At 61.5% G+C, this 20,754-nt stretch carries 17 protein-coding genes and 1 pseudogene; 7 read left to right on the top strand and 11 right to left on the bottom strand.

What is annotated here, in order from left to right:
* Positions 1-116: 116 nt before the first annotated feature.
* Positions 117-1,232: a PilT/PilU family type 4a pilus ATPase gene (locus tag AD663_RS16320; protein WP_003182801.1), complete on the top strand. Its 1,116-nt coding sequence runs from the start codon at positions 117-119 to the stop codon at positions 1,230-1,232.
* Positions 1,233-1,350: 118 nt separating this feature from the next.
* On the opposite strand, the gene AD663_RS16315 is transcribed toward AD663_RS16320, so the two are convergent.
* The 4 genes from AD663_RS16315 to AD663_RS16300 form a co-directional block, all read right to left on the bottom strand.
* Positions 1,351-3,306, bottom strand: coding sequence for an acetoacetate--CoA ligase (locus AD663_RS16315; protein WP_053214154.1), 1,956 nt, complete (start codon positions 3,304-3,306; stop codon positions 1,351-1,353).
* Between the two features lie 114 nt (positions 3,307-3,420).
* Positions 3,421-4,197: a 3-hydroxybutyrate dehydrogenase gene (locus AD663_RS16310; protein ID WP_003182797.1), complete on the bottom strand. Its 777-nt coding sequence runs from the start codon at positions 4,195-4,197 to the stop codon at positions 3,421-3,423.
* 7 nt (positions 4,198-4,204) lie between these two features.
* The gene (locus AD663_RS16305) at positions 4,205-5,596 is read right to left on the bottom strand and encodes a GntP family permease (RefSeq protein ID WP_003182795.1); all 1,392 of its coding nucleotides are present in this window, start codon (positions 5,594-5,596) and stop codon (positions 4,205-4,207) included.
* 302 nt (positions 5,597-5,898) lie between these two features.
* Positions 5,899-7,314, bottom strand: coding sequence for a sigma-54-dependent Fis family transcriptional regulator (locus AD663_RS16300; protein WP_053214153.1), 1,416 nt, complete (start codon positions 7,312-7,314; stop codon positions 5,899-5,901).
* A 174-nt stretch (positions 7,315-7,488) separates the two neighbouring features.
* On the opposite strand from AD663_RS16300, the gene AD663_RS16295 reads away from it, so the two are divergent.
* From AD663_RS16295 to AD663_RS29630, 3 genes and pseudogenes are all read left to right on the top strand, one after another.
* Positions 7,489-7,704, top strand: coding sequence for a TIGR02450 family Trp-rich protein (locus AD663_RS16295; RefSeq protein ID WP_003182789.1), 216 nt, complete (start codon positions 7,489-7,491; stop codon positions 7,702-7,704).
* A 169-nt stretch (positions 7,705-7,873) separates the two neighbouring features.
* Positions 7,874-8,653: pseudogene (locus AD663_RS29635) on the top strand (PAS domain-containing protein); the annotation flags it as partial.
* 90 nt (positions 8,654-8,743) lie between these two features.
* Positions 8,744-9,205, top strand: coding sequence for a methyl-accepting chemotaxis protein (locus tag AD663_RS29630; protein ID WP_371261196.1), 462 nt, complete (start codon positions 8,744-8,746; stop codon positions 9,203-9,205).
* 229 nt (positions 9,206-9,434) lie between these two features.
* Here AD663_RS29630 and AD663_RS16285 read toward each other — a convergent pair whose 3' ends face one another.
* From AD663_RS16285 to AD663_RS16260, 6 genes are all read right to left on the bottom strand, one after another.
* On the bottom strand, positions 9,435-11,009 hold the full coding sequence (locus tag AD663_RS16285; RefSeq protein ID WP_053214151.1) for an ABC transporter ATP-binding protein: 1,575 nt from the start codon (positions 11,007-11,009) through the stop codon (positions 9,435-9,437).
* A gap of 27 nt (positions 11,010-11,036) precedes the next feature.
* A complete protein-coding gene (locus AD663_RS16280; RefSeq protein WP_003182783.1) occupies positions 11,037-12,059 on the bottom strand; it encodes an ABC transporter permease in 1,023 nt (340 codons plus the stop codon).
* Positions 12,059-13,117 (bottom strand): microcin C ABC transporter permease YejB, encoded by a 1,059-nt coding sequence (locus AD663_RS16275; RefSeq protein ID WP_003182779.1) that lies wholly within the window; start codon positions 13,115-13,117, stop codon positions 12,059-12,061. The genes AD663_RS16280 and AD663_RS16275 overlap by 1 nt, the downstream gene beginning before the upstream one ends.
* Positions 13,117-14,985, bottom strand: coding sequence for an extracellular solute-binding protein (locus AD663_RS16270; protein ID WP_053214150.1), 1,869 nt, complete (start codon positions 14,983-14,985; stop codon positions 13,117-13,119). The genes AD663_RS16275 and AD663_RS16270 overlap by 1 nt, the downstream gene beginning before the upstream one ends.
* 129 nt (positions 14,986-15,114) lie before the next feature.
* On the bottom strand, positions 15,115-15,396 hold the full coding sequence (locus tag AD663_RS16265) for a peptidylprolyl isomerase (protein ID WP_003182776.1): 282 nt from the start codon (positions 15,394-15,396) through the stop codon (positions 15,115-15,117).
* 94 nt (positions 15,397-15,490) lie between these two features.
* On the bottom strand, positions 15,491-16,369 hold the full coding sequence (locus AD663_RS16260) for a triacylglycerol lipase (RefSeq protein WP_003182775.1): 879 nt from the start codon (positions 16,367-16,369) through the stop codon (positions 15,491-15,493).
* 392 nt (positions 16,370-16,761) lie between these two features.
* Here AD663_RS16260 and AD663_RS16255 point away from each other — a divergent pair, with 392 nt between their 5' ends.
* The gene (locus tag AD663_RS16255; RefSeq protein ID WP_256217222.1) at positions 16,762-17,757 is read left to right on the top strand and encodes a hypothetical protein; all 996 of its coding nucleotides are present in this window, start codon (positions 16,762-16,764) and stop codon (positions 17,755-17,757) included.
* Positions 17,758-17,792: 35 nt separating this feature from the next.
* Here the strand turns inward: AD663_RS16255 and AD663_RS16250 are convergent, their stop codons facing one another.
* Positions 17,793-18,863, bottom strand: a complete 1,071-nt coding sequence (locus tag AD663_RS16250; RefSeq protein ID WP_053214149.1) for a 3-deoxy-7-phosphoheptulonate synthase — start codon at positions 18,861-18,863, stop codon at positions 17,793-17,795.
* 612 nt (positions 18,864-19,475) lie between these two features.
* Here AD663_RS16250 and AD663_RS16245 point away from each other — a divergent pair.
* Together AD663_RS16245 and AD663_RS16240 are read left to right on the top strand one after the other, a co-directional pair.
* Positions 19,476-20,234 carry a carbon-nitrogen hydrolase family protein gene (locus AD663_RS16245; RefSeq protein ID WP_003182768.1) on the top strand — a complete coding sequence of 253 codons (759 nt, stop codon included), beginning with the start codon at positions 19,476-19,478 and terminating at the stop codon, positions 20,232-20,234.
* 10 nt (positions 20,235-20,244) lie between these two features.
* Complete coding sequence (locus AD663_RS16240) at positions 20,245-20,679, top strand: N-acetyltransferase (RefSeq protein ID WP_053214148.1); 435 nt, start codon at positions 20,245-20,247, stop codon at positions 20,677-20,679.
* The last annotated feature ends 75 nt before the right edge of the window (positions 20,680-20,754 follow it).

Raw genomic sequence — 20,754 nt, 5'->3', positions numbered from 1 at the left:
ATCATGTCGGTGCTATGGCGTCTACTATCCTCTGGATAAGGTAAGCGCGGGCTGGTGTGAGGTTTTCCATACTCGGGTCGGCTTGTTTCATTGATGTCTCGCGGAAGTTTCAGTCCATGGAAATCGATCCTTTGTTGCGCACCCTGGCGAGCCAGGATGGCTCCGACCTTTATCTGTCCACCGGCGCGCCACCGTGTGCGCGTTTCGAGGGGGTGCTCAAGCCCTTGGGTAACCAGGCCTTCAAGGTCGGCGACATTGCCAGGCTCGCCGAGTCTTTGATGGACGCCGAACAGCGCCTTGAGTTCGATCGGGAGCTGGAAATGAACCTGGCCATTTCCCTGGCGGGTGTCGGACGGTTCCGGGTCAATATCTTCAAGCAGCGCAATGACGTGTCCATGGTGATACGCAACGTCAAGCTGGACATCCCGCGTTTCGAGGACCTCAAGCTGCCCAAGGTATTGCTCGACACCGTCATGCAGAAGCAGGGCTTGATACTGTTCGTCGGTGCGACGGGGTCTGGCAAGTCCACGTCCCTGGCGGCATTGATCGACTACCGCAATCGCAACAGCAGCGGCCATATCATCACCATTGAAGATCCTGTGGAGTATATCCACCGGCACAAGAAATCGATCATCAACCAGCGGGAAGTCGGTGTCGACACCCGCAGCTTCCATGCCGCCCTGAAGAACACTTTGCGCCAGGCGCCGGACGTGGTGCTGATCGGCGAAATTCGCGATCGCGAAACCATGGAACACGCCCTGGCCTTCGCCGACACCGGGCATCTGGTGATTTCCACGCTGCATGCCCATAACGCCAACCAGGCCCTGGACCGGGTAATCAATTTCTTTCCCGAGGAGCGCCGGCCGCAACTGCTCAACGACCTGGGCAACAACCTCAAGGCTTTCGTCTCCCAGCGCCTGGTGCGTACCCGCAACGGCCAGCGCCGGGCGGCCGTGGAGGTCATGCTGGGTTCGCCCACGGTGGCCGATTTGATCCGACGCAACGAATTCGGCGAGCTCAAGGGCATCATGGAGAAATCAGAGGAACTGGGGATGCAGACCTTCGACCACGCCTTGTTCAACCTGGTGCTGGAAGGGGCCATCGATGAAGAAGAGGCACTGAAGAATGCTGACTCGGCGAACAACCTGCGCTTGCGTTTGAAGCTGCATGCCGAGTCGGGTGCGGTACCTCCACCCGACCCGGCGGCGGGTGAGTGGGGGTTGGTGGACTGATTGCTTGATAGAAATACCGCGTTATCGTTCTTCGCGAGCTAGCCCGCTCCCACAGCGGACCACTGTGGGAGCGGGCTTGCTCGCGAAGAGGCAGTCAAGGCCAACAAAGCGCTAACGGTCAGCTCGCAAGCTCCACCCGATCCCGAAACTGTTCCAGCGCCTCGGGATTGGCCAATGCATCGGTGTTTTTCACCACTTCGCCATGCACCACGTTACGCACCGCCAGTTCTACTACCTTGCCGCTGATGGTCCGTGGAATATCGCTGACCGCCAGGATTTTCGCCGGCACATGCCGTGGCGTGGTGTTGGCGCGGATGACCTGGCGAATCTGCTGCGCCAAGGCTTCATCCAATGCCACGCCCTCGCGCAGGCGTACGAACAGCACCACCCGCACATCGCCTTGCCATTGCTGGCTGATGGCGACGCTGTCCAGCACCTGCTCGACCTTTTCCACCTGCCGATAAATTTCCGCCGTGCCGATGCGCACGCCACCGGGGTTGAGCACGGCGTCGGAGCGTCCGTGGATCAGCAGGCCGCCGTGGGGCAATTCTTCGGCGTAATCGCCTTGGGCCCAAACACTGGGAAATTGACTGAAATAGGACGCGCGAAGTTTTTCCTGCCCAGGGTCGTTCCACAAGCCAATGGGCATGGCCGGGAAGTGCCGGGTGCACACCAGCTCGCCTTTTTCACCCATCACCGCTTGGCCGGCCTCGTTCCACACCTGCACCGCCATGCCCAGGCTCTTGCCCTGCATCTCGCCCCGGCGTACCGGCGACAACGGGTTGCCATTGACGAAGCACGAGACGATGTCGGTGCCGCCGGACATCGAGGCCAGACAAACGTCGGGCTTGATGTCGCGGTAGACGTAATCGTAGCTATGGGGCGCCAATGCCGAACCGGTGGACAGAATGGTTTTCAGGCTGTCCAGGCGGTGTGTCTGCCGGGGCTTCAGGCCCTCGCTTTCCAAGGCGGCGAGGAACTTGGGGCTGGTGCCGAACACACTGATGCGTTGCTGATCGATCACGTCCAGCAGGCGCTCGGGCCCCGGGTGGAACGGCGAGCCGTCGTAAAGCACCACGGCGCTGCCCACGGCGAGGGCCGACACCAGCCAGTTCCACATCATCCAGCCGCAGGTCGTGTAATAGAACAGCCGGTCCTCGGGACCGAGGTCGACATGCAGGCCATGTTCCTTGACGTGCTGCAGCAGTACGCCACCGGTGCCGTGGATGATGCATTTCGGCACGCCGGTCGTACCGCTGGAATACAGGATGTACAGCGGATGGGCAAAAGGAACGCTGGTGAATTCCGGCTCGCCACCACTTTGATAAAACCCGTCCCATAGCGCGACATTGGCTGACGTCTTGAAATCGTCGACGCTGGCGTCGGGTTTTGCATATGGCAACACGATCAGTTGTTGCAGCGACGGCAGCCGTTCGAGGATTTCATTGACCTTGGGCCGTTGGTCAATGACCTTGCCGGCGTAACGATACCCGGCGCAGGTGATGAGGACTTTGGGCTCGATCTGGCCGAAGCGATCGATCACGCCCTGAGTGCCGAAATCCGGCGAAGAACAGGACCAGATCGCCCCCAGGCTGGTGGTGGCAAGCATGCCCACCAGGGTCTGCCAGGTGTTGGGCATGCAGGCAGCGACTCGATCGCCCTGGGTCACGCCAGCGGCTTTCAGGCTTCTTTGCAGGCCGGCGACATGGGCGGCGAGTTCGGCCCAGGTCAGTTGTTCCTGGTCGCCGTTCTCGGCGAGGGCGACCACGGCCACCGCTTCGTCGCGACGCCGCAGCAAATGTTCGGCGAAGTTCAGCGTCGCCCCCGGGAACCACCGGGCGCTGGGCATCTGTGGGTCTTCCAGCAGAACCTGGGTAGGCGCCTGGTGAAAACGGATGTCGAAGTAATCGACGATGGCCTGCCAGAACGCTTCGCGCTGCTCGATGCTCCAGGCGTGCAGGGCCGGATAATCGCTCAGTCGCAGAGAGTGCCGCGCGTTGACGAACTGGCCAAAGGCGTTCATGCGCGACTGGGCGATGCGTTCGGGGCTGGGTTGCCAGAGGATGTCGGACATGGGGTGCCTCTTGTGTTTTTATGGGCTTACGAGCATTGCAGCACAAGGTGCTTTATGTGGCGAGGGAGCAAGCTCCCTCGCCACAAACAGCATGTTCGCCAGAGGGTGGTGGTGTTACTGAGCCAACCACCCACCGTCAATATTCCACGCCGCGCCGCGTACCTGGCTGCCGGCTTCGCTGCACAGGAACAGGACCAGCTCGCCCAACTGCGGCGGGGTGACGAACTCCAGGGACGGCTGCTTTTCGGCCAGCAGGTCGTGCTGGGCCTGTTGCGGATCGACCCCTGCGGCGATGCGATCATCGATCTGCTTTTGCACCAACGGTGTCAACACCCAACCGGGGCAGATGGCGTTGCAAGTGACGTTGGTAGTGGCGGTTTCCAGGCCGACCACCTTGGTCAGGCCGATCACCCCATGCTTGGCCGCGACATACGCCGCCTTGCCGACTGAGCCGACCTGGCCATGCACCGAGGCGACGTTGACGATCCGTCCCCAGCCCTTGGCGCGCATGCCGGGAAGGCTCAGGCGGGTGGCGTGGAACACCGAGGACAGGTTGATGGCGATGATCGAATCCCAGCGCTCTACCGGAAAGTCTTCCACGGCAGCCACGTGCTGGATCCCGGCGTTGTTCACCAGGATGTCCACGCCGCCGAACTCACGCTCGGCGTAGGCGAGCATGTCGGCGATCTGCGCCGGGTCGCTGACATCGGCTGGATGATGGCCGACCTTGCCACCGAACTGCTTCACTTCGGCGATCACCGCCGAGGCATCGCCGAAACCATTGAGGATCAGGTTGGCACCGGCCTTGGCCAGGCTCAGGGCGATGCCCAGGCCGATGCCACTGGTGGAGCCGGTGACCAGGGCAGTCTTGCCCGAAAGAAGGGTTGTCATGGGAACCTCACACGATGCCAGTGGCGTAAAACACGCTGATCACGACGAAGACCGCCAGGGTCTTGATCAGCGTAATACAGAAGATGTCTTTGTAGGCTTCACGGTGGGTCAGCCCGGTCACTGCCAGCAGGGTAATCACCGCGCCGTTGTGGGGCAGGGTGTCCATGCCGCCGCTGGCCATGGCCGCAACCCGGTGCAGCACTTCCAAGGGAATGTTGGCGGCGTGGGCGGCGCTGATGAAGCTCTCGGACATCGCCGCCAGGGCGATGCTCATGCCGCCCGACGCAGAGCCGGTAATGCCCGCCAGCAGCGTCACGGTCACCGCTTCGTTGACCAGCGGGTTGGGGATGCTCTTGAGCCAATCGGCCAAGACCAGGAAGCCCGGCAGCGAGGCGATCACCGCACCGAAACCGTATTCAGAAGCGGTGTTCATCGCCGCCAGCAAGGCACCGCCCACCGCGCTCTTGCTGCCTTCGGCCAGCTTGCTGCGAATGGCGCGAAAGCCAAACAGCAACACCATGATGATCCCCACCAGCAGCGCCGCCTGCACGGCCCAGATCGCAGTGAGCTTGGCGATATCGCTGGTCACCGGTGCGGCCATGCCTGGCAGCGCGAGGCTATGGGTCTTACCGTACCACTGCGGGATCCACTGGGTGAACAGCAGGTTCATGATCCCCACCGCCAGTAAGGGCGACACAGCGATCCATGGGTTGGGCAGCTTGATGTCTTCGGCGGTTTCCGGCTCGTTGCGCAGTTGCGTGCCATAGCCTTCACCCAGGCGCTGGGCCTTGTTGCGCTGGCGTTGCAAAAACAGCATGCCGAGGCTGAACACAAAGAGCGTGCCGATTACACCCAGCCACGGCGCGGCCCAGGCGGTGGTGTTGAAGAAGGTGCTGGGGATGATGTTCTGGATCTGCGGCGTGCCGGGCAGGGCGTCCATGGTGAACGAGAATGCGCCAAGGGCGATGGTGGCCGGGATCAAGCGCTTGGGAATATTGCTCTGGCGGAACATCTCGGCGGCAAATGGATAGACCGCGAACACGACGACGAACAGCGACACACCGCCGTAAGTCAGCAAGGCGCAGACCAGCACGATCACCAACATGGCCTGGCGCGTGCCCAGCAAACGAATCGCCGCGGCGACGATGGAGCGCGAGAAGCCCGACAACTCGATCAGCTTGCCAAACACCGCGCCGAGCAGGAACACCGGGAAGTAGAGCTTGATGAACCCGACCATTTTGTCCATGAACACCCCAGTGAACGCAGGGGCGACGGCGGAAGGGTCAGTCAGCAGGACGGCGCCGAGGGCGGCGATGGGGGCAAAAAGAATGACGCTGTAGCCACGGTAGGCGGCGACCATCAGCAGCGTGAGGGCTGCCAAGGCAATGATCACACTCATGGTGTGTCTCCTGGGGATTGTTATTGTTGTGATGAAGCTTGGGAGAGGCTCTAGCGAGTTTTGTGCCAGGTTGGTAACTATTTGAAATATAAGGAGATTGGTAAATATTGCGGTGTGTATTTCGAGTTTTGTCTCTGATTTGAGATTTGCGTGGCTATGCGGGCTTCATCGCGAGCGAGCTCGCTCCCACAGGGGGACGGGGTATTCCAGGAAGACACCGCCTCCTGTGGCAGCGAGCTCGCTCGCGATAAGCGTAAAACGCTTACAAGATGATCTGTCTACGTTTGGAGATCGACGTCTCGTTATTGAGACTCTGCAATCCCCAGCGCCACCATTTTCTTGTACAGCGTCGACCGTCCCAACCCCAATCGCTCAGCCGCTTCAACCACCTTGCCCCCGCATTGCGCGAGGGTGGTTTCGATCAGTTGCCGGTCGAATCGCGCCCGTGCCTGGCTGAAGGTTTCGTGGGGCAAGGCGTCGAGGTGCGGGCTCGTGTCGCGGGTGACTGGGGTGAAGGTGCCGATGGCCGCGCGGATATCGGCCGCAGTGAGCACCAAGTCATCGCTGAGCAACGCTGCCCGTTCCAGCACGTTGCGCAGTTCGCGGATGTTGCCGGGCCAAGCGTGTTGGGCCAGCAAGGCGAGGGCATCGTGGTTCAGTTCGTGCTGGCTGCGCAGCTCTTCAAGGATCGCTTCGCTCAGGGCGGGCAGGTCATCCAGGCGTTCGCGCAGCGGCGGAACCTGGATTGGCAGTACATTCAGGCGGTAATACAGGTCGGCGCGAAACTCTCCGCGCTTGATGGCCGCTTCCAGATCGGTGGATGTGGCAGCGATCACGCGCACGTCGCTTTGCAGCACCTCGTTGGAGCCAACCGGTTCGTATTCCTTTTCCTGGAGCACCCGCAGCAACTTGCTTTGCAGGGGCAACGGCATGTCGCCGATCTCATCCAGAAACAGCGTGCCGCCCTGGGCAATCTGCAGCTTGCCAGCGCGGCCCTTGCGGTCGGCGCCGGTAAAGGCGCCAGGGGCAGTGCCGAAGAATTCGGCCTCCAGCAGGGATTCGGGAATCGCCGCGCTGTTGATGCTGACGAATGCCTTGTGTGCTCGCGGTGAAGCACTGTGGATCGCCTGGGCCAGCAATTCCTTGCCAGTGCCGGTTTCGCCGAGTAGCAGTACCGGTGAATCTGCGCTGGCGCTGCGTCGGGCGCGACGCTTGACTTCGAGTCCGGCGCTGCTCGTGCCAATGAAATGGGCGAAGTTGTATTTGGTCTGCCGCGCCCGTAGCAGCGAACGGGTGGAGGCCAGTTCTTCCTGCATGCTCAAGTAGCGCTTGAGCATCGGCGACAGGCTGCGCAACTCATCGAACAAGGCGAAGCCGATGGCGCCGATCACCGCGCCGGCGCTGTCGTGGATCGGCAGGCGCATGACCACCAGCGGTTCCTTGGGCGTGTCTTGCATGTCCAGCAGGATCGGCCGCCCGGTGCGCACCACTTCACGCAGCAAACTGCTGGGGATCACGCTTTCGCAAGCCCGGCCAATCGCCTCCTGTGCCGAATTCAGGCCGAAGCGTCGGGCGTAGCGCTCGTTCATCCAGACGATGTTCGCATCGCGGTCGACAATCACCGTGCCCTCGCTGGATTGCTCGATGATCTCGAATAAGGAGCGGATCGCCAGCGTGCGTACGCGCTTGTAGTCCTTGAGGCTTTCGGTGGGGTTCATCGGGCATTTCCAAGGGGTTTGCCGGCAGCCTCGGGTGAAGGATTGCCAAGAGCTGCATTATGCCGGGGGAAATCGCTGGATCGAAACTGTCCCGTTATCTGTCCGGTTAACTTGTACAGATAACGGTTTGTGTACATGATCGCGTTCGGATTTCCTGCCCTGTATGGAGAACGTGTGAACGCATTCAATCCCCGTAAGCTGAAGCTTTCCAAATGGACGGCCTGCCAGCCGGCCAATCGAGAAAAGCATTTCCTGGTCACCCAACTGATCTGTGACGAGGCCGGTGTCCCTGTTCAAGTCGAGCTTCAGGCCGTACACAGCCAGCGGGTGGAGCTATTCGACTGGTCTGAGCTGCGGGATGACAAGCGCTGGAAAATCGGCTGGCATTGAGCGCCGCGCGCATGACCGGACTGGCCTTGCTGCGCAATTTAATTGTACAAATATTTAAAATTGTACAATTTATCGAGAGATAGTGGCTTAATGGCTCCTCTTAAGCGAACAAGGCATCGTGTCGTGCGATGCCTACGGCCAGGCACTTTACGTTTCCGGAGCGGTACCCATGTTCATTCGCACTCGCAAGCATCAGGAAACCTTGCACCCGATCCAGGCCAGGCAGGCCGCCCTAGAGGCCGAACGGGCCGCTTTCCATCAAGCGATGGCGATCATTGAATTCGATCCGGCGGGGCACGTGCTCAGCGCCAATTCGCTGTTCTTGAGCATGGCGGGCTACGCGTTCGGAGAGATTCAAGGCAAGCATCATCGGATGTTCTGTGAGCCCGCTTATGCACGCAGCCGGGAATACGCCGCGCTGTGGCAGCAGGTTGGGCAGGGGCAGCGAGTCGAAGCGCAGTTCTTGCACCTGACCCGCGATGGGCGCTGGCTGTGGGTGGAGGCCAGCTACATGCCGGTGCTCGACCAGGATGGCAACCTGCAGCGCATCATTGGAGTGGCCCATGATGTCAGCGAGCGCATCCTTCGCAGCCAGACCGAATCCAGCTTCAGGCAAGCGATTGACCGGTCCATGGCGGTTATCGAATTCGACTTGAGTGGCCAGGTGGTGCGGGCCAATGCCAATTTCCTCAAGGTCATGGGCTATCGGCTGGAGGAAGTTTGCGGTCAGCATCATCGCCTGTTCTGCAAGCCCAGCGAGGTTGATAGCGGGGCATATCGAGATTTTTGGGCCGGACTGAATCGTGGCGAGTACATGACCGGTCTGTTCCAGCGTATCGACAAACACGGCGCCACGGTCTGGCTGCAGGCGACGTACAACCCGCTCTACGATGCTCAGGGCCGGTTGTATGGGGTGGTCAAGTTCGCCACCGATTACACCCGTGAGGTCGAGCAACGCCAGACTGAATCAAATGCGGCGCGGTTGGCGTTCGAGACGTCCCGGCAGACGGATGAGCACACCCAGCTGGGCACTGCGGTTGTGCAGCAGACAGTGACCATCGTGCAAAGCATCGCCGACGAACTCCAGCAAGTGGCCACGGGAATCAGCGCCTTGAGCGCCCAGTCCGAGGAAATCGGCAGCATCGTCGATGCCATCCGAGGTATTGCCGAACAGACCAACTTGCTTGCACTCAATGCGGCCATCGAAGCGGCGCGAGCGGGGGAGCAGGGACGCGGTTTCGCCGTGGTCGCCGATGAAGTTCGCAACCTGGCACGGCGCACGAGCCAGGCAACGGTGGCCATCACCGAAGTCGTCGGCAAGAACCGCGACCTGGCCCGGCAAGCGGTGACCAGCATGCAGTCCAGCACGCTCAAGGCCGAGCAGGGCGTGACGCTGGCGAACCAGGCGGGCACGGTCATCCTCGACATTCACCGAGGGGCGCAGCAGGTGGTGGAAGCAATCGGCGAATTTGCCTTGGCGCTGGATCAGCGCCGCAGCTAAACACTGGATAAAAGCGTAAAGCTGTTCACTTAAGGCAATCGACAAACCCGTGGCGAGGGAGCTTGCTCCCGCTGGGCCGCGAAGCGGTCCCAAAACCTGCCCAATGCGGAGCATCAGGCACACCCGTACCCGCCGGTTACGACTGCTTCGCAGCCGAGCGGGAGCAAGCTCCCTCGCCACAGGACCGTCATTCTTTTCCAATGAACCGCATCAGGATTAACGCGGGCTTTTACCTGGGCAGCGCCGCCGCCAGCAGCTCTTTGGTATAGGGGTGCTGAGGCGAGTTGAAGACTTCATGGCTGGCGCCTTGCTCGACCACTTTGCCGTCCTTGATCACGATCAGGTCGTGGGCCAGGGCGCGGACCACCGCCAGGTCATGGCTGATGAACAGGTAGGTCAAGTCGTACTTCGCCTGGAGCTGACGGAGCAGGGCGACCACTTGCTTTTGCACCGTGCGGTCCAGGGCCGAGGTCGGTTCGTCCAGCAGTATCAGCGCCGGCTTGAGCACCAGCGCCCGGGCAATGGCGATGCGTTGGCGCTGTCCGCCGGAAAATTCGTGTGGGTAGCGATGGCGGGTCTGGGGGTCGAGGCCGACTTCCTGGAGAGCCTGGATCACCCGGGCTTCACATTGCGCGGGACTGGAGGGTTGATGAACCTCAAGGCCTTCGCTGATGATCTGCTGCACCGACATCCGGGGGCTGAGGCTGCCGAACGGGTCCTGGAACACCACCTGCATCTGCTTGCGCCAAGGGCGCAGGGCTTTTTGCGAGAGCTGGTCGAGGGGCTCGTTCTGGAAGCGGATGCTGCCTTCGGATTCGATCAACCGCAGGATCGCCTGGCCGAGGGTGGATTTGCCGGAGCCGGACTCCCCAACGATACCCAGGGTCTTGCCGCGCTGGATACTCAGGCTGATGCCGTCCACCGCGCGCAGGTATTCCTTGCGGCGGAACAGCCCGCCGCCCAGGGCAAAACTCACCCGCAGGTCCTGCACCTGCAACACGTCTTCCCGTTCGTCCCGGGGCAGGGCTTCGCCTTCCGGTTCGGCGTGCAGCAGCTCGCAACTGTAGGGATGTTTCGGCGCGCTGAAGAGGGTTTCGCAAGGCGCCTGCTCGACGATTTCCCCGGACTTCATCACGCAGACCCGTTGGGCGATGCTGCGCACCAGGTTCAAATCGTGACTGATCAGCAGCAACGACATGCCAAGGCGTTTTTGCAGGGATTTGAGCAGCAGCAGAATCTTGCGCTGTACGGTCACATCCAGCGCGGTGGTCGGTTCGTCGGCGATCAACAGTTCCGGCTCGCAGGCCAGGGCCATGGCGATCATCACCCGTTGCCGCTGGCCGCCCGACAGTTGGTGGGGGTAGGCCTTGAGCCGCTCGGCGGGTTTCTGGATGCCGACCAGGGCGAGCAACTCCAGAATGCGTAGGCGCGCCGCCTTGCCGCCCAGGCCTCTGTGCAGCATCAAGGTTTCGCCGATCTGCTTTTCAACACTGTGCAGCGGATTCAGCGAGGTCATCGGCTCCTGGAAGATCATCGCGATCCGATTGCCGCGCAGCTCTCGCAAGGTCGTGGCTTCGGCCCCCACCAACTCCTGGTCGCGATAGCGAATGCTGCCAGTGGTGCGGGTTCCGGTTTCGGGCAGCAATTGCAGGATCGAGTGGGCGGTCACCGATTTGCCGGAGCCGGACTCGCCCACCAGCGCCAGGCATTCGCCGGGGCGGATGTCCAGACACAGGTTGCGCACCACGGTGTTGTCGTTGAAGGCCACGCTCAGGTCGCGGATTTCGATCAGGTTGTCGCTCATCTCAAGGTTTCCGCTTCATGGCTGTTTTCAAGAGCGTGGATCGAACGCGTCTCGCAACGCTTCGCCGATAAACACCAACAGGGAAAGAATCAGCGCCAGGGTGAAGAACGCCGTCAGCCCCAGCCACGGCGCTTGCAGGTTCTGCTTGCCCTGGCCGATCAATTCACCCAGCGAGGCGCTGCCGGCCGGCATGCCGAAGCCGAGGAAGTCCAGGGCAGTGAGGGTGGAAATCGCTCCGGTGAGAATGAACGGCAGGTAACTGAGGGTGGCGTTCATCGCATTGGGCAGGATGTGCCGCATGATCACCTTGCGGTCGGACAGGCCAAGGGCCCGGGCGGCTTTCACGTATTCGAGGTTACGCCCGCGCAAAAACTCGGCCCGGACCACGTCCACCAGGGCCAGCCAGGAAAACAGCGCCATGATCCCCAGCAGCCACCAGAAATTCGGTTCGACAAAGCCGGACAAGATGATCAGCAGATAGAGCACCGGCAGCCCGGACCAAACCTCCAGCAGACGTTGTCCCAGCAAGTCCACCCAGCCCCCGTAATAACCTTGCAAGGCGCCGGCGGCGATGCCGATCAGCGCACTGATGGCCGTCAGGGCCAGGGCGAACAGGATCGACACCCGGGCGCCGAATATCACCCGGGCCAGCACGTCGCGGGCCTGGTCATCGGTGCCCAGCCAGTTCACCGACGAGGGCGGGCTTGGCGCCGGTTGGTTGAGGTCGTAATTGGGCGTGTCGTCACTGAACGGGATCGGTGGAAACAGCAGCCAGCCGCCGTCCTTGTGAATCAGGTTCTGCACGTAGCCACTGCGGTAATCGGCCTGGAACGGCAGCTGCCCGCCGAACGCCTGCTCGGTGTAGCGCTTGAACACCGGGAAATACAGCGAGCCTTGGTAACTCACCACCAACGGCTTGTCGTTGGCGATCAGTTCGCCGCCCAGGGTCAGGATGAACAGGCCGATGAACAGCCACAGCGACCACCAGCCCCGGCGATTTTTCTTGAAACGCTCGAAACGCCGGCGGCCCAAGGGAGACAACTTGAACATCAGGCGTTCCTCGCGGCGAAGTCGATGCGCGGGTCCACCAAGGTGTAGCAGAGGTCGCCGATGAGTTTGATGAGCAGGCCGAACAGCGTGAAGATAAACAGCGAGCCGAACACCACCGGGTAGTCCCGGGACACGGCGGCCTCGTAACTCATGCGCCCCAGGCCATCGAGGGAAAAAATCACCTCGATCAGCAGGGAGCCGGCAAAGAACACGCCAATGAACGCCTGGGGAATGCCCGATACCACCAGCAGCATGGCATTGCGAAATACGTGGCCGTACAGCACCCGTCGCTCGCTCATGCCCTTGGCCCGCGCCGTGACCACGTATTGGCGGGTGATTTCATTGAGGAACGAATTCTTGGTCAGGATCGTCAGGGTGGCGAAGCCGCCGATGACCAGCGACGTGACCGGCAGCACCAGGTGCCAGAAGTAGTCGACGACCTTGCCCAGGGTCGACAGCGACTCGAAGTTCTCCGACACCAGCCCGCGCACCGGGAACCAGTTCAACGACGTGCCGCCAGCGAATACCACGATCAGGAACATTGCGAAGAGGAACGCCGGCATGGCATAGCCGATGATGATCGCGGTGCTGCTCCATACGTCGAACGCGGAACCGTGGCGTACGGCCTTGCGGATGCCCAGGGGAATCGACACCAGATACGTGAGCAGCGTCGCCCAGAGCCCGAGGGAAATGGTCACCGGCATTTTTTCCAGGATCAGGTCAGTGACCGTGGCGCCGCGGAAGAAGCTCTTGCCAAAGTCCAGGCGGGCATAGCTGCTGAGCATCAGCCACAGGCGTTCATGGGCGGGCTTGTCGAAGCCGTACTGTTTTTCGATGTCCTTGATCAGCTGCGGGTCCAGGCCGCGGCTGGCGCGGGAATTGCCCGTCATGGCATTGCCCGAACTGCCGACGCTGGCGCCGCCGATGCCTTGCAGATGGGCGATGGCCTGTTCCACCGGCCCGCCTGGTGCGGCCTGGACGATGACGAAGTTCACCAGCAGGATGATCACCAGCGTCGGGATGATCAGCAGCAGGCGCCGCGCGATATAAGCCCACATCAGTGCGATCCTCCGGATGCGCCACGCTTGATGCGTTCGGCGGTCATCTGTTCGTTGGTCAGCGGTGTGGTGCTGATTTCCCACCAGCTCTCGATGGCTTCTTCATTGCTCGCCTGCACCTTGGGAATGCCGAAGCGATTCCACCACACGGTCGAGCTGCCAGGCGGGTAATAGTTGGGGATCCAGTAGTAATTCCATTGCAGCACGCGGTCCAGGGCGTGGGCGTGGCGGAGCATGTCGGCCTTGGTCGTGGCCTTGACCAGCCCATCAATTAACGCGTCAACAGCCGGGTTCTTCAGGGCCATGTAGTTATTGGCCCCCGGATCGTTGGCGGCGGCCGAGCCGAAATAATTGTAGAGCTCCATGCCCGGCGAGGTACTGACGGGGTAGCCGGTGATGATCATGTCGTAGTCGCGGCTCATCAGGCGATTGACGTACTGGGATGCGTCGATCCGCCGGATGCTCATGTCGATGCCGATCTGTGCCAGGGTGCGCTTGTAGGGCAGCAGCAGGCGGTCGATGCCGTTCTGGCTGACCAGGAAATTGAAGCTCAACGGTTCGCCCTCGGCATTCACCAGGCGGTCACCGTCGGGTTTCCAGCCGGCCTGTTCCAGCAGCGCCAGGGCTTGCAATTGCTTGTCGCGGATCACGCCGCTGCCGTCGGTTTTTGGTGCTTCGAATACCTGGCTGAAGACTTCATCGGGTATTTGCCCGCGCAAGGGTTCGAGGATCGCCAACTCGGCGGCATCAGGCAGTTGTCGAGCAGCCAGGTCGGTATTGGAGAAGTAACTCTGCTGACGCACATAGAGGTTGCGCATCATCTGGCGGTTGCTCCATTCGAAATCCCAGAGCATGGCCAGGGCTTGGCGCACACGGCGATCCTGGAATTGCGGTTTCTGCAGGTTGAACACAAAGCCCTGGGCGGTTTGGGGCGCCTCGGTGGCCAGGTGAGCCTTTTGCAAGCGGCCGTCGTGCAGGGCCGGGCCGTCATAACCGATGGAATAGGCGGTGGCGGAGAATTCACGGTTGTAGTCGTAGGCGCCGCCGCGCAGCACCTGGCGGGCCACGTCGGTGTCGCCAAAATATTCAATGCTGAAGTGATCGAAGTTGTAGAGCCCACGGCTGACGGGCAGGTCCTTGCCCCACCAGTCGGCGTTGCGCTCGAACGTGATGCTGCGGCCGGAATCGACCTTGCCCACCCGGTACGGGCCACTGCCCAATGGGGCCTCGTAGCCGCCGCCGTTGGCGAAGTCGCGGGTTTTCCACCAGTGTTCGGGGAATACCGGCAGGGTGGCGATATCCAGGGGCAGGGTGCGGTTTTCGTTGTTCTTGAAGTCGAACCGAACGGTGCGCTCCGATTCCACCTCGACGCCTTTGACCGCCGCGAACTGAGTGCGATAGCGCAGGCTGCCCTGGGACATCAGCAACTCGAAGCTGTAGCGCACGTCTTGTGCGGTGATGGGCTTGCCATCGGCGAAACGGGCCTTGGGGTTCAGGTAGAAGCGCAGGGACAGGCCATCCTCGGCGCGCTCCATTTTCTCGGCCACCAGGCCGTAGACGGTATAGGGTTCATCCAGCGAGCGCTGGGCCAGCGGTGAGTAGAGCATTCCATCGATCTGGCTGACGCCGATGCCTTTGTCGATATAGGGCAGGACATGGTCGAAATGACCGATCTCGATGGCCGAGCGGCGCATGGTGCCGCCCTTGGGCGCTTGGGGGTTGGCGTAGGCGAAGTGGCCGAAGCCTTCGGTGTACTTGGCCGGTTCACCGTAGACGGTCAGGGCATGTTGCGGTGCTGCGTTCGCGCCAAAGGCGCTTGCCAGCAGGGCCACGGCAGTGAATAGCAGTGAAGGGAACGCCAGTCGCATTGTCAGCCTTAAAGCCGGGTGATCGATGACCACGATTTGTACGCGAGCGGCGCATGGATCGCCAGCCCCTCACGTGACCCAAACACAACGGCCCACCGAATGGCGGGCCGTTATGTCGATAAACCGGGATCAGTCCTGGCGGCTGGTGACTTCCAGCAGGTGGTAGCCGAACTGGGTCTTCACCGGGCCCTGGACCACATTGATCGGTGCGCTGAATACCACGGTGTCGAACTCCTTGACCATCTGGCCTGGACCGAACGAGCCCAGGTCGCCGCCCTGACGGCTGGATGGGCACGAAGAGTTGGCTTTGGCGATTTCGGCGAAATCGGCACCGGCTTCGATCTGGGCCTTCAGTTCGTTGCACTTGTCTTCGGTGGAAACCAGGATGTGACGGGCAGTGGCTTTGGCCATGGGAAATTTCCTTTCGCTATTTTCAAAGGTGTTGAGCCTACCGGATTCATGGACGGGTTGTTGTCAAAATTGCGTCAAATCCGTGAGGCAGCGATCAAAGGCCGGCTTTGCGCAAGCGTTCGGCATGGCGCACATAAAGCGCTATCGGGTCGGCTCCCTTGCGTATTTTGCCCACCGGCTGGTGGATGGCGTCCATGTGGTCCATTGGATAGTCGGAGCGAATCACCTTGCCCAAGTGCGAGCTGAAGCGTCCGACCATGCCGTCGTTCTGCCCGGCTTCGGTGATGAAGTACTCGGCAAAGGCGCGGCAGAAAAGACGCAGCGGGTCGGTCACGTCGCCCGCTGCCCCGGGCGCGTCTTGCAAGGTGCCGCTCCAGGAGTAGTAGCGCACGCCGTTGACCTTGTCCGGGCCGCTCTCGCCCCAGTTTTTCGGCAGGCCCTGGGGATATTTGTCGTTGAACGTGCCAACGCCCTCGGTGGTCAGCGCCGCCAATGCCGCGACCGTGGAGGTCGGGAGCTGCGTCTGGCCGGTGAGCAACGCGATGAAGTCGACAAAAAGCGTGGCGACCTTGCTTGCTACTGGCCCTGGCAATCGTCCGGGAACGAGGGCCTTGCGCAGGAAATCCGCCAGCTCGGAGCCCTGGTTGGGACCACTGACCGAGGTCACCGAGGCGACTTTTCCGGGTATGTGTGCACCGGCGTAGCGGGCGGCCAATGCTCCTTGGCTGTGGCCGATCAGATTGACCTTGGTCGCGCCGGTGCCATTGAGGACCCGATCGATCTGAGCCAGCAATTGCTCGCCGAGGGCCTCATTGCAATGGGTAGCCGATAGATAAGGAATGAACACCCGGGCGCCAGCGGTGCGCAGCGCTTGCCGGATGCCATGGAAACATTCGAAACCGCCGATCGTCTCAAGCCCGAACAACCCAGGGACCAGCAGGATGGGAAATTGAGTGGTTGCATTCCGTTGCATGTTCGTACCTTTTTCGAAGAGGTTCACGTTGAGATTGCGACCTCACTCTAATCCAGGCTTCCGTTGGGCGGTGTAGGAAGAAACCGCAGTGACTCACTGAAACTGGAATAAAAAAAGCAGGAAGAATCCGATCAGAAGTCGGACGGAGCGAAGGGTGACTGGATACTTCCGATAGCGCCTGTGGTTTGCAGCTACGCATTCAAGCGCCAGGGACCACTGGTGCCGTTGTCTTGTCTGACTGTGGGTTTGGGACGGTCGGGTTTTAATGGTGTTCTCGGGCGCGGTCATATGAACGGTGCCCTTATTCCAAGGACTGGAGCCTGTACATGAACCCTTACCGACCCGCCCAACGCCCCCGGCAGACCTCCCCAGCGAGGCTCCCTGCGCCTGATTTGCCTGCCGCCAAGGGCGGCGTGATCAACCCCGCCTGGAGGAAGGTGGTCATCACCATCAAGCCTTATCCGCTGATGGCGTGTGGGGATGAAGTGTTGCTGCGTTGGCACGGGCTCAATCCGGATGCCCAACCCTACCGTTATCAAGAAAGCCGATTCGTGACGGAGCGCCAGGTTGGCCGGAATGTCGTTTTCGTCGTGCGCGAGCCACATATCGCTGAACTGGATGGCGGATCGCTGGAAATTTCCTACCAAGTCATCGGCAAACAATTGCCGGCCACGCTGGTTTCGCAGCCGCTGCAACTGCAGATCGGCGACGCGCCGTCACAGTTGCTGGCCGCCATTGCCAAGGAGGCGGTGGGTGGCAGCCTTGATCCGGCTCGCGTGCCAGAAGGCACGGCATTGACCGTCCGGCCCTATTTCAGAATGGCCACGGGAGACCGACTGATCCTGATCGCCAGCCGGGAGGCCAAGGCACTCTGGCGCGATGTGCTGGAGATAGAGGCTCACACGGTCGGCCGCGAGGTGTCGTTCTGGATCGATCATTCGCAAATTGCGCCCCATGTCGGCAACGCACTGAGCCTGGTTTATGTCGTGCGGCAGGGACATTCGGTACGCCGTGCCGAGCCCTTATCGCTGAACATAGGCGCGCTGGTGCGTCCTGCGCTGAGGGCGCCTCGGATCCTGGGGCTGGAGGATGGGGTGCTGGAAGTCGATGAGCTTCAGAGTGGGCTGACGGTCGTCATCGAAAATGCGGGGACCGAGGCGGGCGAGCTGGTCTGGTTTCAGTGCAATGGCAATTATGCCCATGTCGAGGAGCGGGAAATCACCGAGGTCACGGCCGGTCAGGCGCTCAGTTTTGTCGTGCCTGTGGCGTATTGGCAGGAGCAGCGCGGCCGATCAGTGACGCTGTTTTATCAGGTCGAGCGCCTGGATGACGTCAGCCAGCGATCCGGCGAGGTCACGGTCCAGGTGCGCTCCAAGGTGCAGGGCTGAGCGAGGCCCTCCCGGAGGAGGGCGCTTGCGGGATCTCAGGCGGGCGCTTGCAGTTTGCGATGGGCCTGGCGCAGCAGCTGTTCGGTGGCTTCCCAACCCAGGCAACCGTCGGTGACCGATACGCCGTAGCGCATCGACGGGCCCAGCGGCTGGCAGCCTTCGAACAGATGACTCTCCAGCATCATGCCGATGAGGGCGCGGTTGCCTTGCAGGCGCTGTTCCAGCACGTCATTGAACACCTGCGGCTGGCGCAGCGGGTCTTTGCCGCTGTTGGCGTGGCTGCAATCGACCATGATCCGCGCCGGTATCCTCAGGCGGGTCAGGTCGCTGTGGATCTGCGCGACGCTCTGGTGGTCGTAGTTCGGTCCGCGATGGCCGCCGCGTAAAACCAGATGTGTGTCGCGATTGCCCGGGGTCTGGATGATCGCCGGATGCCCCTGGCTGTCGACACCGAAATGCCGATGGGGATAGGCCGCCGAGCGCATGGCGTCGCAGGCAATGCCGACCCCGCCATCGGTGCCGTTTTTGAAACCCACCGGCATGCCCAGGCCGCTGGCCATTTCCCGGTGGATCTGTGATTCGGTGGTGCGGGCACCAATGGCAACCCAGCTGAGGAGGTCGTCGAAGTAACTGGCGGCCATCGGTTGCAGCAATTCGGTGGCGACGGGCAAGCCAAGTTGCAGCATTTCGCGCATCAGTTCTCGGGACAGAGTCAGGCCGGCGGCCATGTCATCGCTGCCATCGAGGCGCGGATCGTAGGCCAGGCCTTTCCAGCCCACGGTCGTGCGCGGTTTTTCGACGTAGGCGCGCATCACCAGCAGCATGCTGTCGCTGACTTCATGGGCCACGCGGGCCAGGTTGGTGGCGTATTCGAGGGCGGACTTAGGATCGTGGATGGAGCAGGGGCCGACAATCAGCAACAGGCGGGAGTCCTCACCGTCGAGGATCGCGCGAATGGCCTGGCGATGGGCATGCACCTGCTGGCTCAAAGTCGTACTGAGGGGCAGTTGTTGCTTGAGCTGCAACGAGCTCGGCAGACGCAGGGTCAGGGCTTCATTGGCCGGGTTGAGCGTGGACAGCGGCAAAGCGGAGACGGACGAATTCATGATCTGGTTTCCTGGACGTGGGGCGGGTTGGTTCCCGCGCGCAGGTCCTATTGGGGTGTTCGACAATTGGCCGTATTGGCCCGCAATTGAGGCTTGCCACCGGTAGGTGACCGATCGGAGGCGGCAGGCTGTCCCGAGCGGTGGCTGGTAAATCGCCAGGCGGAAAAACTGTCGTAACGGTAATAAGTGGCGTAGTTCATGGCTCAATCCTCAAGGTGTCGATGCTGCAAAAATGTATGGCCGGAAAAAACAAAACCCCCGGTCGGGAGGCCGACCGGGGGTTTGGAAACTCTGGCAGGCGACCCGTTGAAGTGGGCGCCGGTTGGGTATCAGGCGCGCCAGTGGCTAAACCAATACCCAAAATAAAAACTGACCGGACTTTGCACGTTGTTCACCCGCGCAGCCGCAACCGAGCGCGGGACGCTGGCGGTAGGAAGCTGTGAGAGGGCATTGAACATGGTGTGTCTCCGATGAATGAGCCTGAGCTTACTAGAGGGCGGTACGCCGCTTCAATCAGAAAATGCTATCGGCTCCATGCAATTGTCCGCTTTGGCTTGAGTCCGGTGGGCGTTATGACAAACTTCAGGCTTGCGCGACCCTTCAAGGATAACCATGACCGTTCCAGCCTTTGCCGCCGCCCAGTCGATTTCCATCGCGGGGGACGTTCACGCCAATCTCCTGCGCCATCAGCATTTCATGCAGGCCGCCGCTGAACAGGACGTGCAGCTGCTGGTGTTTCCCGAGCTGTCGCTCACCGGTTACGAACGCGGCCTCGCGGCGGGCCTGGCCATCCTGCCGGACGACGCCGTCTTGCAACCGCTGCGTGACCTGGCGCGCGAGCTCGGCTTGACTGCCGTGGTGGGCATGCCGATTCGCTTGTCGGCAGAGGCGCCGGTGTTGATCGGCGCGCTGGTCCTCGGTGCCGACGGCTCCCTTGGGGTGTACAGCAAGCAACATTTGCATCCTGGGGAAGAAGTCGCGTTCGCTCCAGGCCACGGCGGCTCGATGCTGGAGATAGGGCAGGAACACATCTCGCTGGCAGTGTGTGCCGATTTCTCTCACCCCAGTCATGCCGCGACTGCGGCCGCGCAGGGCGCTACGCTGTATGCAGCAGGCGTGCTGATTACCGAAGGCGGCTATACACCTGACACTACCTTGTTGCAGGGTTATGCCGGGCAGCACGCCATGACGGTCCTGATGGCCAACCATGGTGGCGCCACTGGAGGCTGGGAATCGGCCGGGCGCAGCGCGATCTGGGGCCCGGACGGTTCGCTGGTCGCGGCCGCGACAGGCGCGGGTGAACTCCTGGTCATTGCCCGTCGCGATGCCGAGGGGTGGGCCGGGCAAGTCGTGCCGGTTATGCGGCCTTGACGAGGTACCCATGAGCTTTGACTGGCGTGAGGCTGTTGCCGGGGACATCGACTTTGCCCGTCAATTGACCTGCGACAACATGCTTCCCTATTACATCAAGCACTATTTGCTATGGCAGGACGAGGCGTTCGATCTGGCCTGGATCATTCGCCAGAACTGGATCATTTACCGTGGGGACCAGGTGCTGGGCTTTGTCAGCCTCAGCCGTGACGCGCGCGCTTTATATATCCGGGAATTACAGATCGATAAAGCGTTTCGCGGGCAGGGCGCCGGTACCTGGGCGATCGGACAGGTTTGGCGCCTGGTGGCGCAGGAGCGTCGACCGGCACTGCGCCTGACGGTTTTCAAGAATAATCCGGCCAGGGCACTGTACGAACGCATGGGGCTGCGGGTTGTGGGCGAGGACGAGTGTTTCCTGAGGATGCAGCGAGACGCTGGTGCTTGAGGCCTTGGCCGCGTGGTGAAGAAGATGTGTTGTAACTGTTATCCGTCCCTTTTGCGCTAGGTCTGGCGAATGGTT

The sequence above is a fragment of the Pseudomonas sp. Q12-87 genome, assembly GCF_001269755.1.
GTDB lineage: Bacteria > Pseudomonadota > Gammaproteobacteria > Pseudomonadales > Pseudomonadaceae > Aquipseudomonas > Aquipseudomonas fluorescens_S.
The sequence above is the reverse complement of the archived record's forward strand: the minus strand, read 5'-3'. Positions and strand labels throughout refer to the sequence as shown.

What these genes read in the sequence shown, in the direction of transcription:
- AD663_RS16320 (WP_003182801.1), top strand. Translation starts at nt 117, where the DNA reads ATGGAAATCGATCCTTTGTTGCGCACCCTGGCGAGCCAGGATGGCTCC.
- AD663_RS16315 (WP_053214154.1), bottom strand. Translation starts at nt 3,306, where the DNA reads ATGTCCGACATCCTCTGGCAACCCAGCCCCGAACGCATCGCCCAGTCG.
- AD663_RS16310 (WP_003182797.1), bottom strand. Translation starts at nt 4,197, where the DNA reads ATGACAACCCTTCTTTCGGGCAAGACTGCCCTGGTCACCGGCTCCACC.
- AD663_RS16305 (WP_003182795.1), bottom strand. Translation starts at nt 5,596, where the DNA reads ATGAGTGTGATCATTGCCTTGGCAGCCCTCACGCTGCTGATGGTCGCC.
- AD663_RS16300 (WP_053214153.1), bottom strand. Translation starts at nt 7,314, where the DNA reads ATGAACCCCACCGAAAGCCTCAAGGACTACAAGCGCGTACGCACGCTG.
- AD663_RS16285 (WP_053214151.1), bottom strand. Translation starts at nt 11,009, where the DNA reads ATGAGCGACAACCTGATCGAAATCCGCGACCTGAGCGTGGCCTTCAAC.
- AD663_RS16280 (WP_003182783.1), bottom strand. Translation starts at nt 12,059, where the DNA reads ATGTTCAAGTTGTCTCCCTTGGGCCGCCGGCGTTTCGAGCGTTTCAAG.
- AD663_RS16275 (WP_003182779.1), bottom strand. Translation starts at nt 13,117, where the DNA reads ATGTGGGCTTATATCGCGCGGCGCCTGCTGCTGATCATCCCGACGCTG.
- AD663_RS16270 (WP_053214150.1), bottom strand. Translation starts at nt 14,985, where the DNA reads ATGCGACTGGCGTTCCCTTCACTGCTATTCACTGCCGTGGCCCTGCTG.
- AD663_RS16265 (WP_003182776.1), bottom strand. Translation starts at nt 15,396, where the DNA reads ATGGCCAAAGCCACTGCCCGTCACATCCTGGTTTCCACCGAAGACAAG.
- AD663_RS16260 (WP_003182775.1), bottom strand. Translation starts at nt 16,369, where the DNA reads ATGCAACGGAATGCAACCACTCAATTTCCCATCCTGCTGGTCCCTGGG.
- AD663_RS16250 (WP_053214149.1), bottom strand. Translation starts at nt 18,863, where the DNA reads ATGAATTCGTCCGTCTCCGCTTTGCCGCTGTCCACGCTCAACCCGGCC.
- AD663_RS16245 (WP_003182768.1), top strand. Translation starts at nt 19,476, where the DNA reads ATGACCGTTCCAGCCTTTGCCGCCGCCCAGTCGATTTCCATCGCGGGG.
- AD663_RS16240 (WP_053214148.1), top strand. Translation starts at nt 20,245, where the DNA reads ATGAGCTTTGACTGGCGTGAGGCTGTTGCCGGGGACATCGACTTTGCC.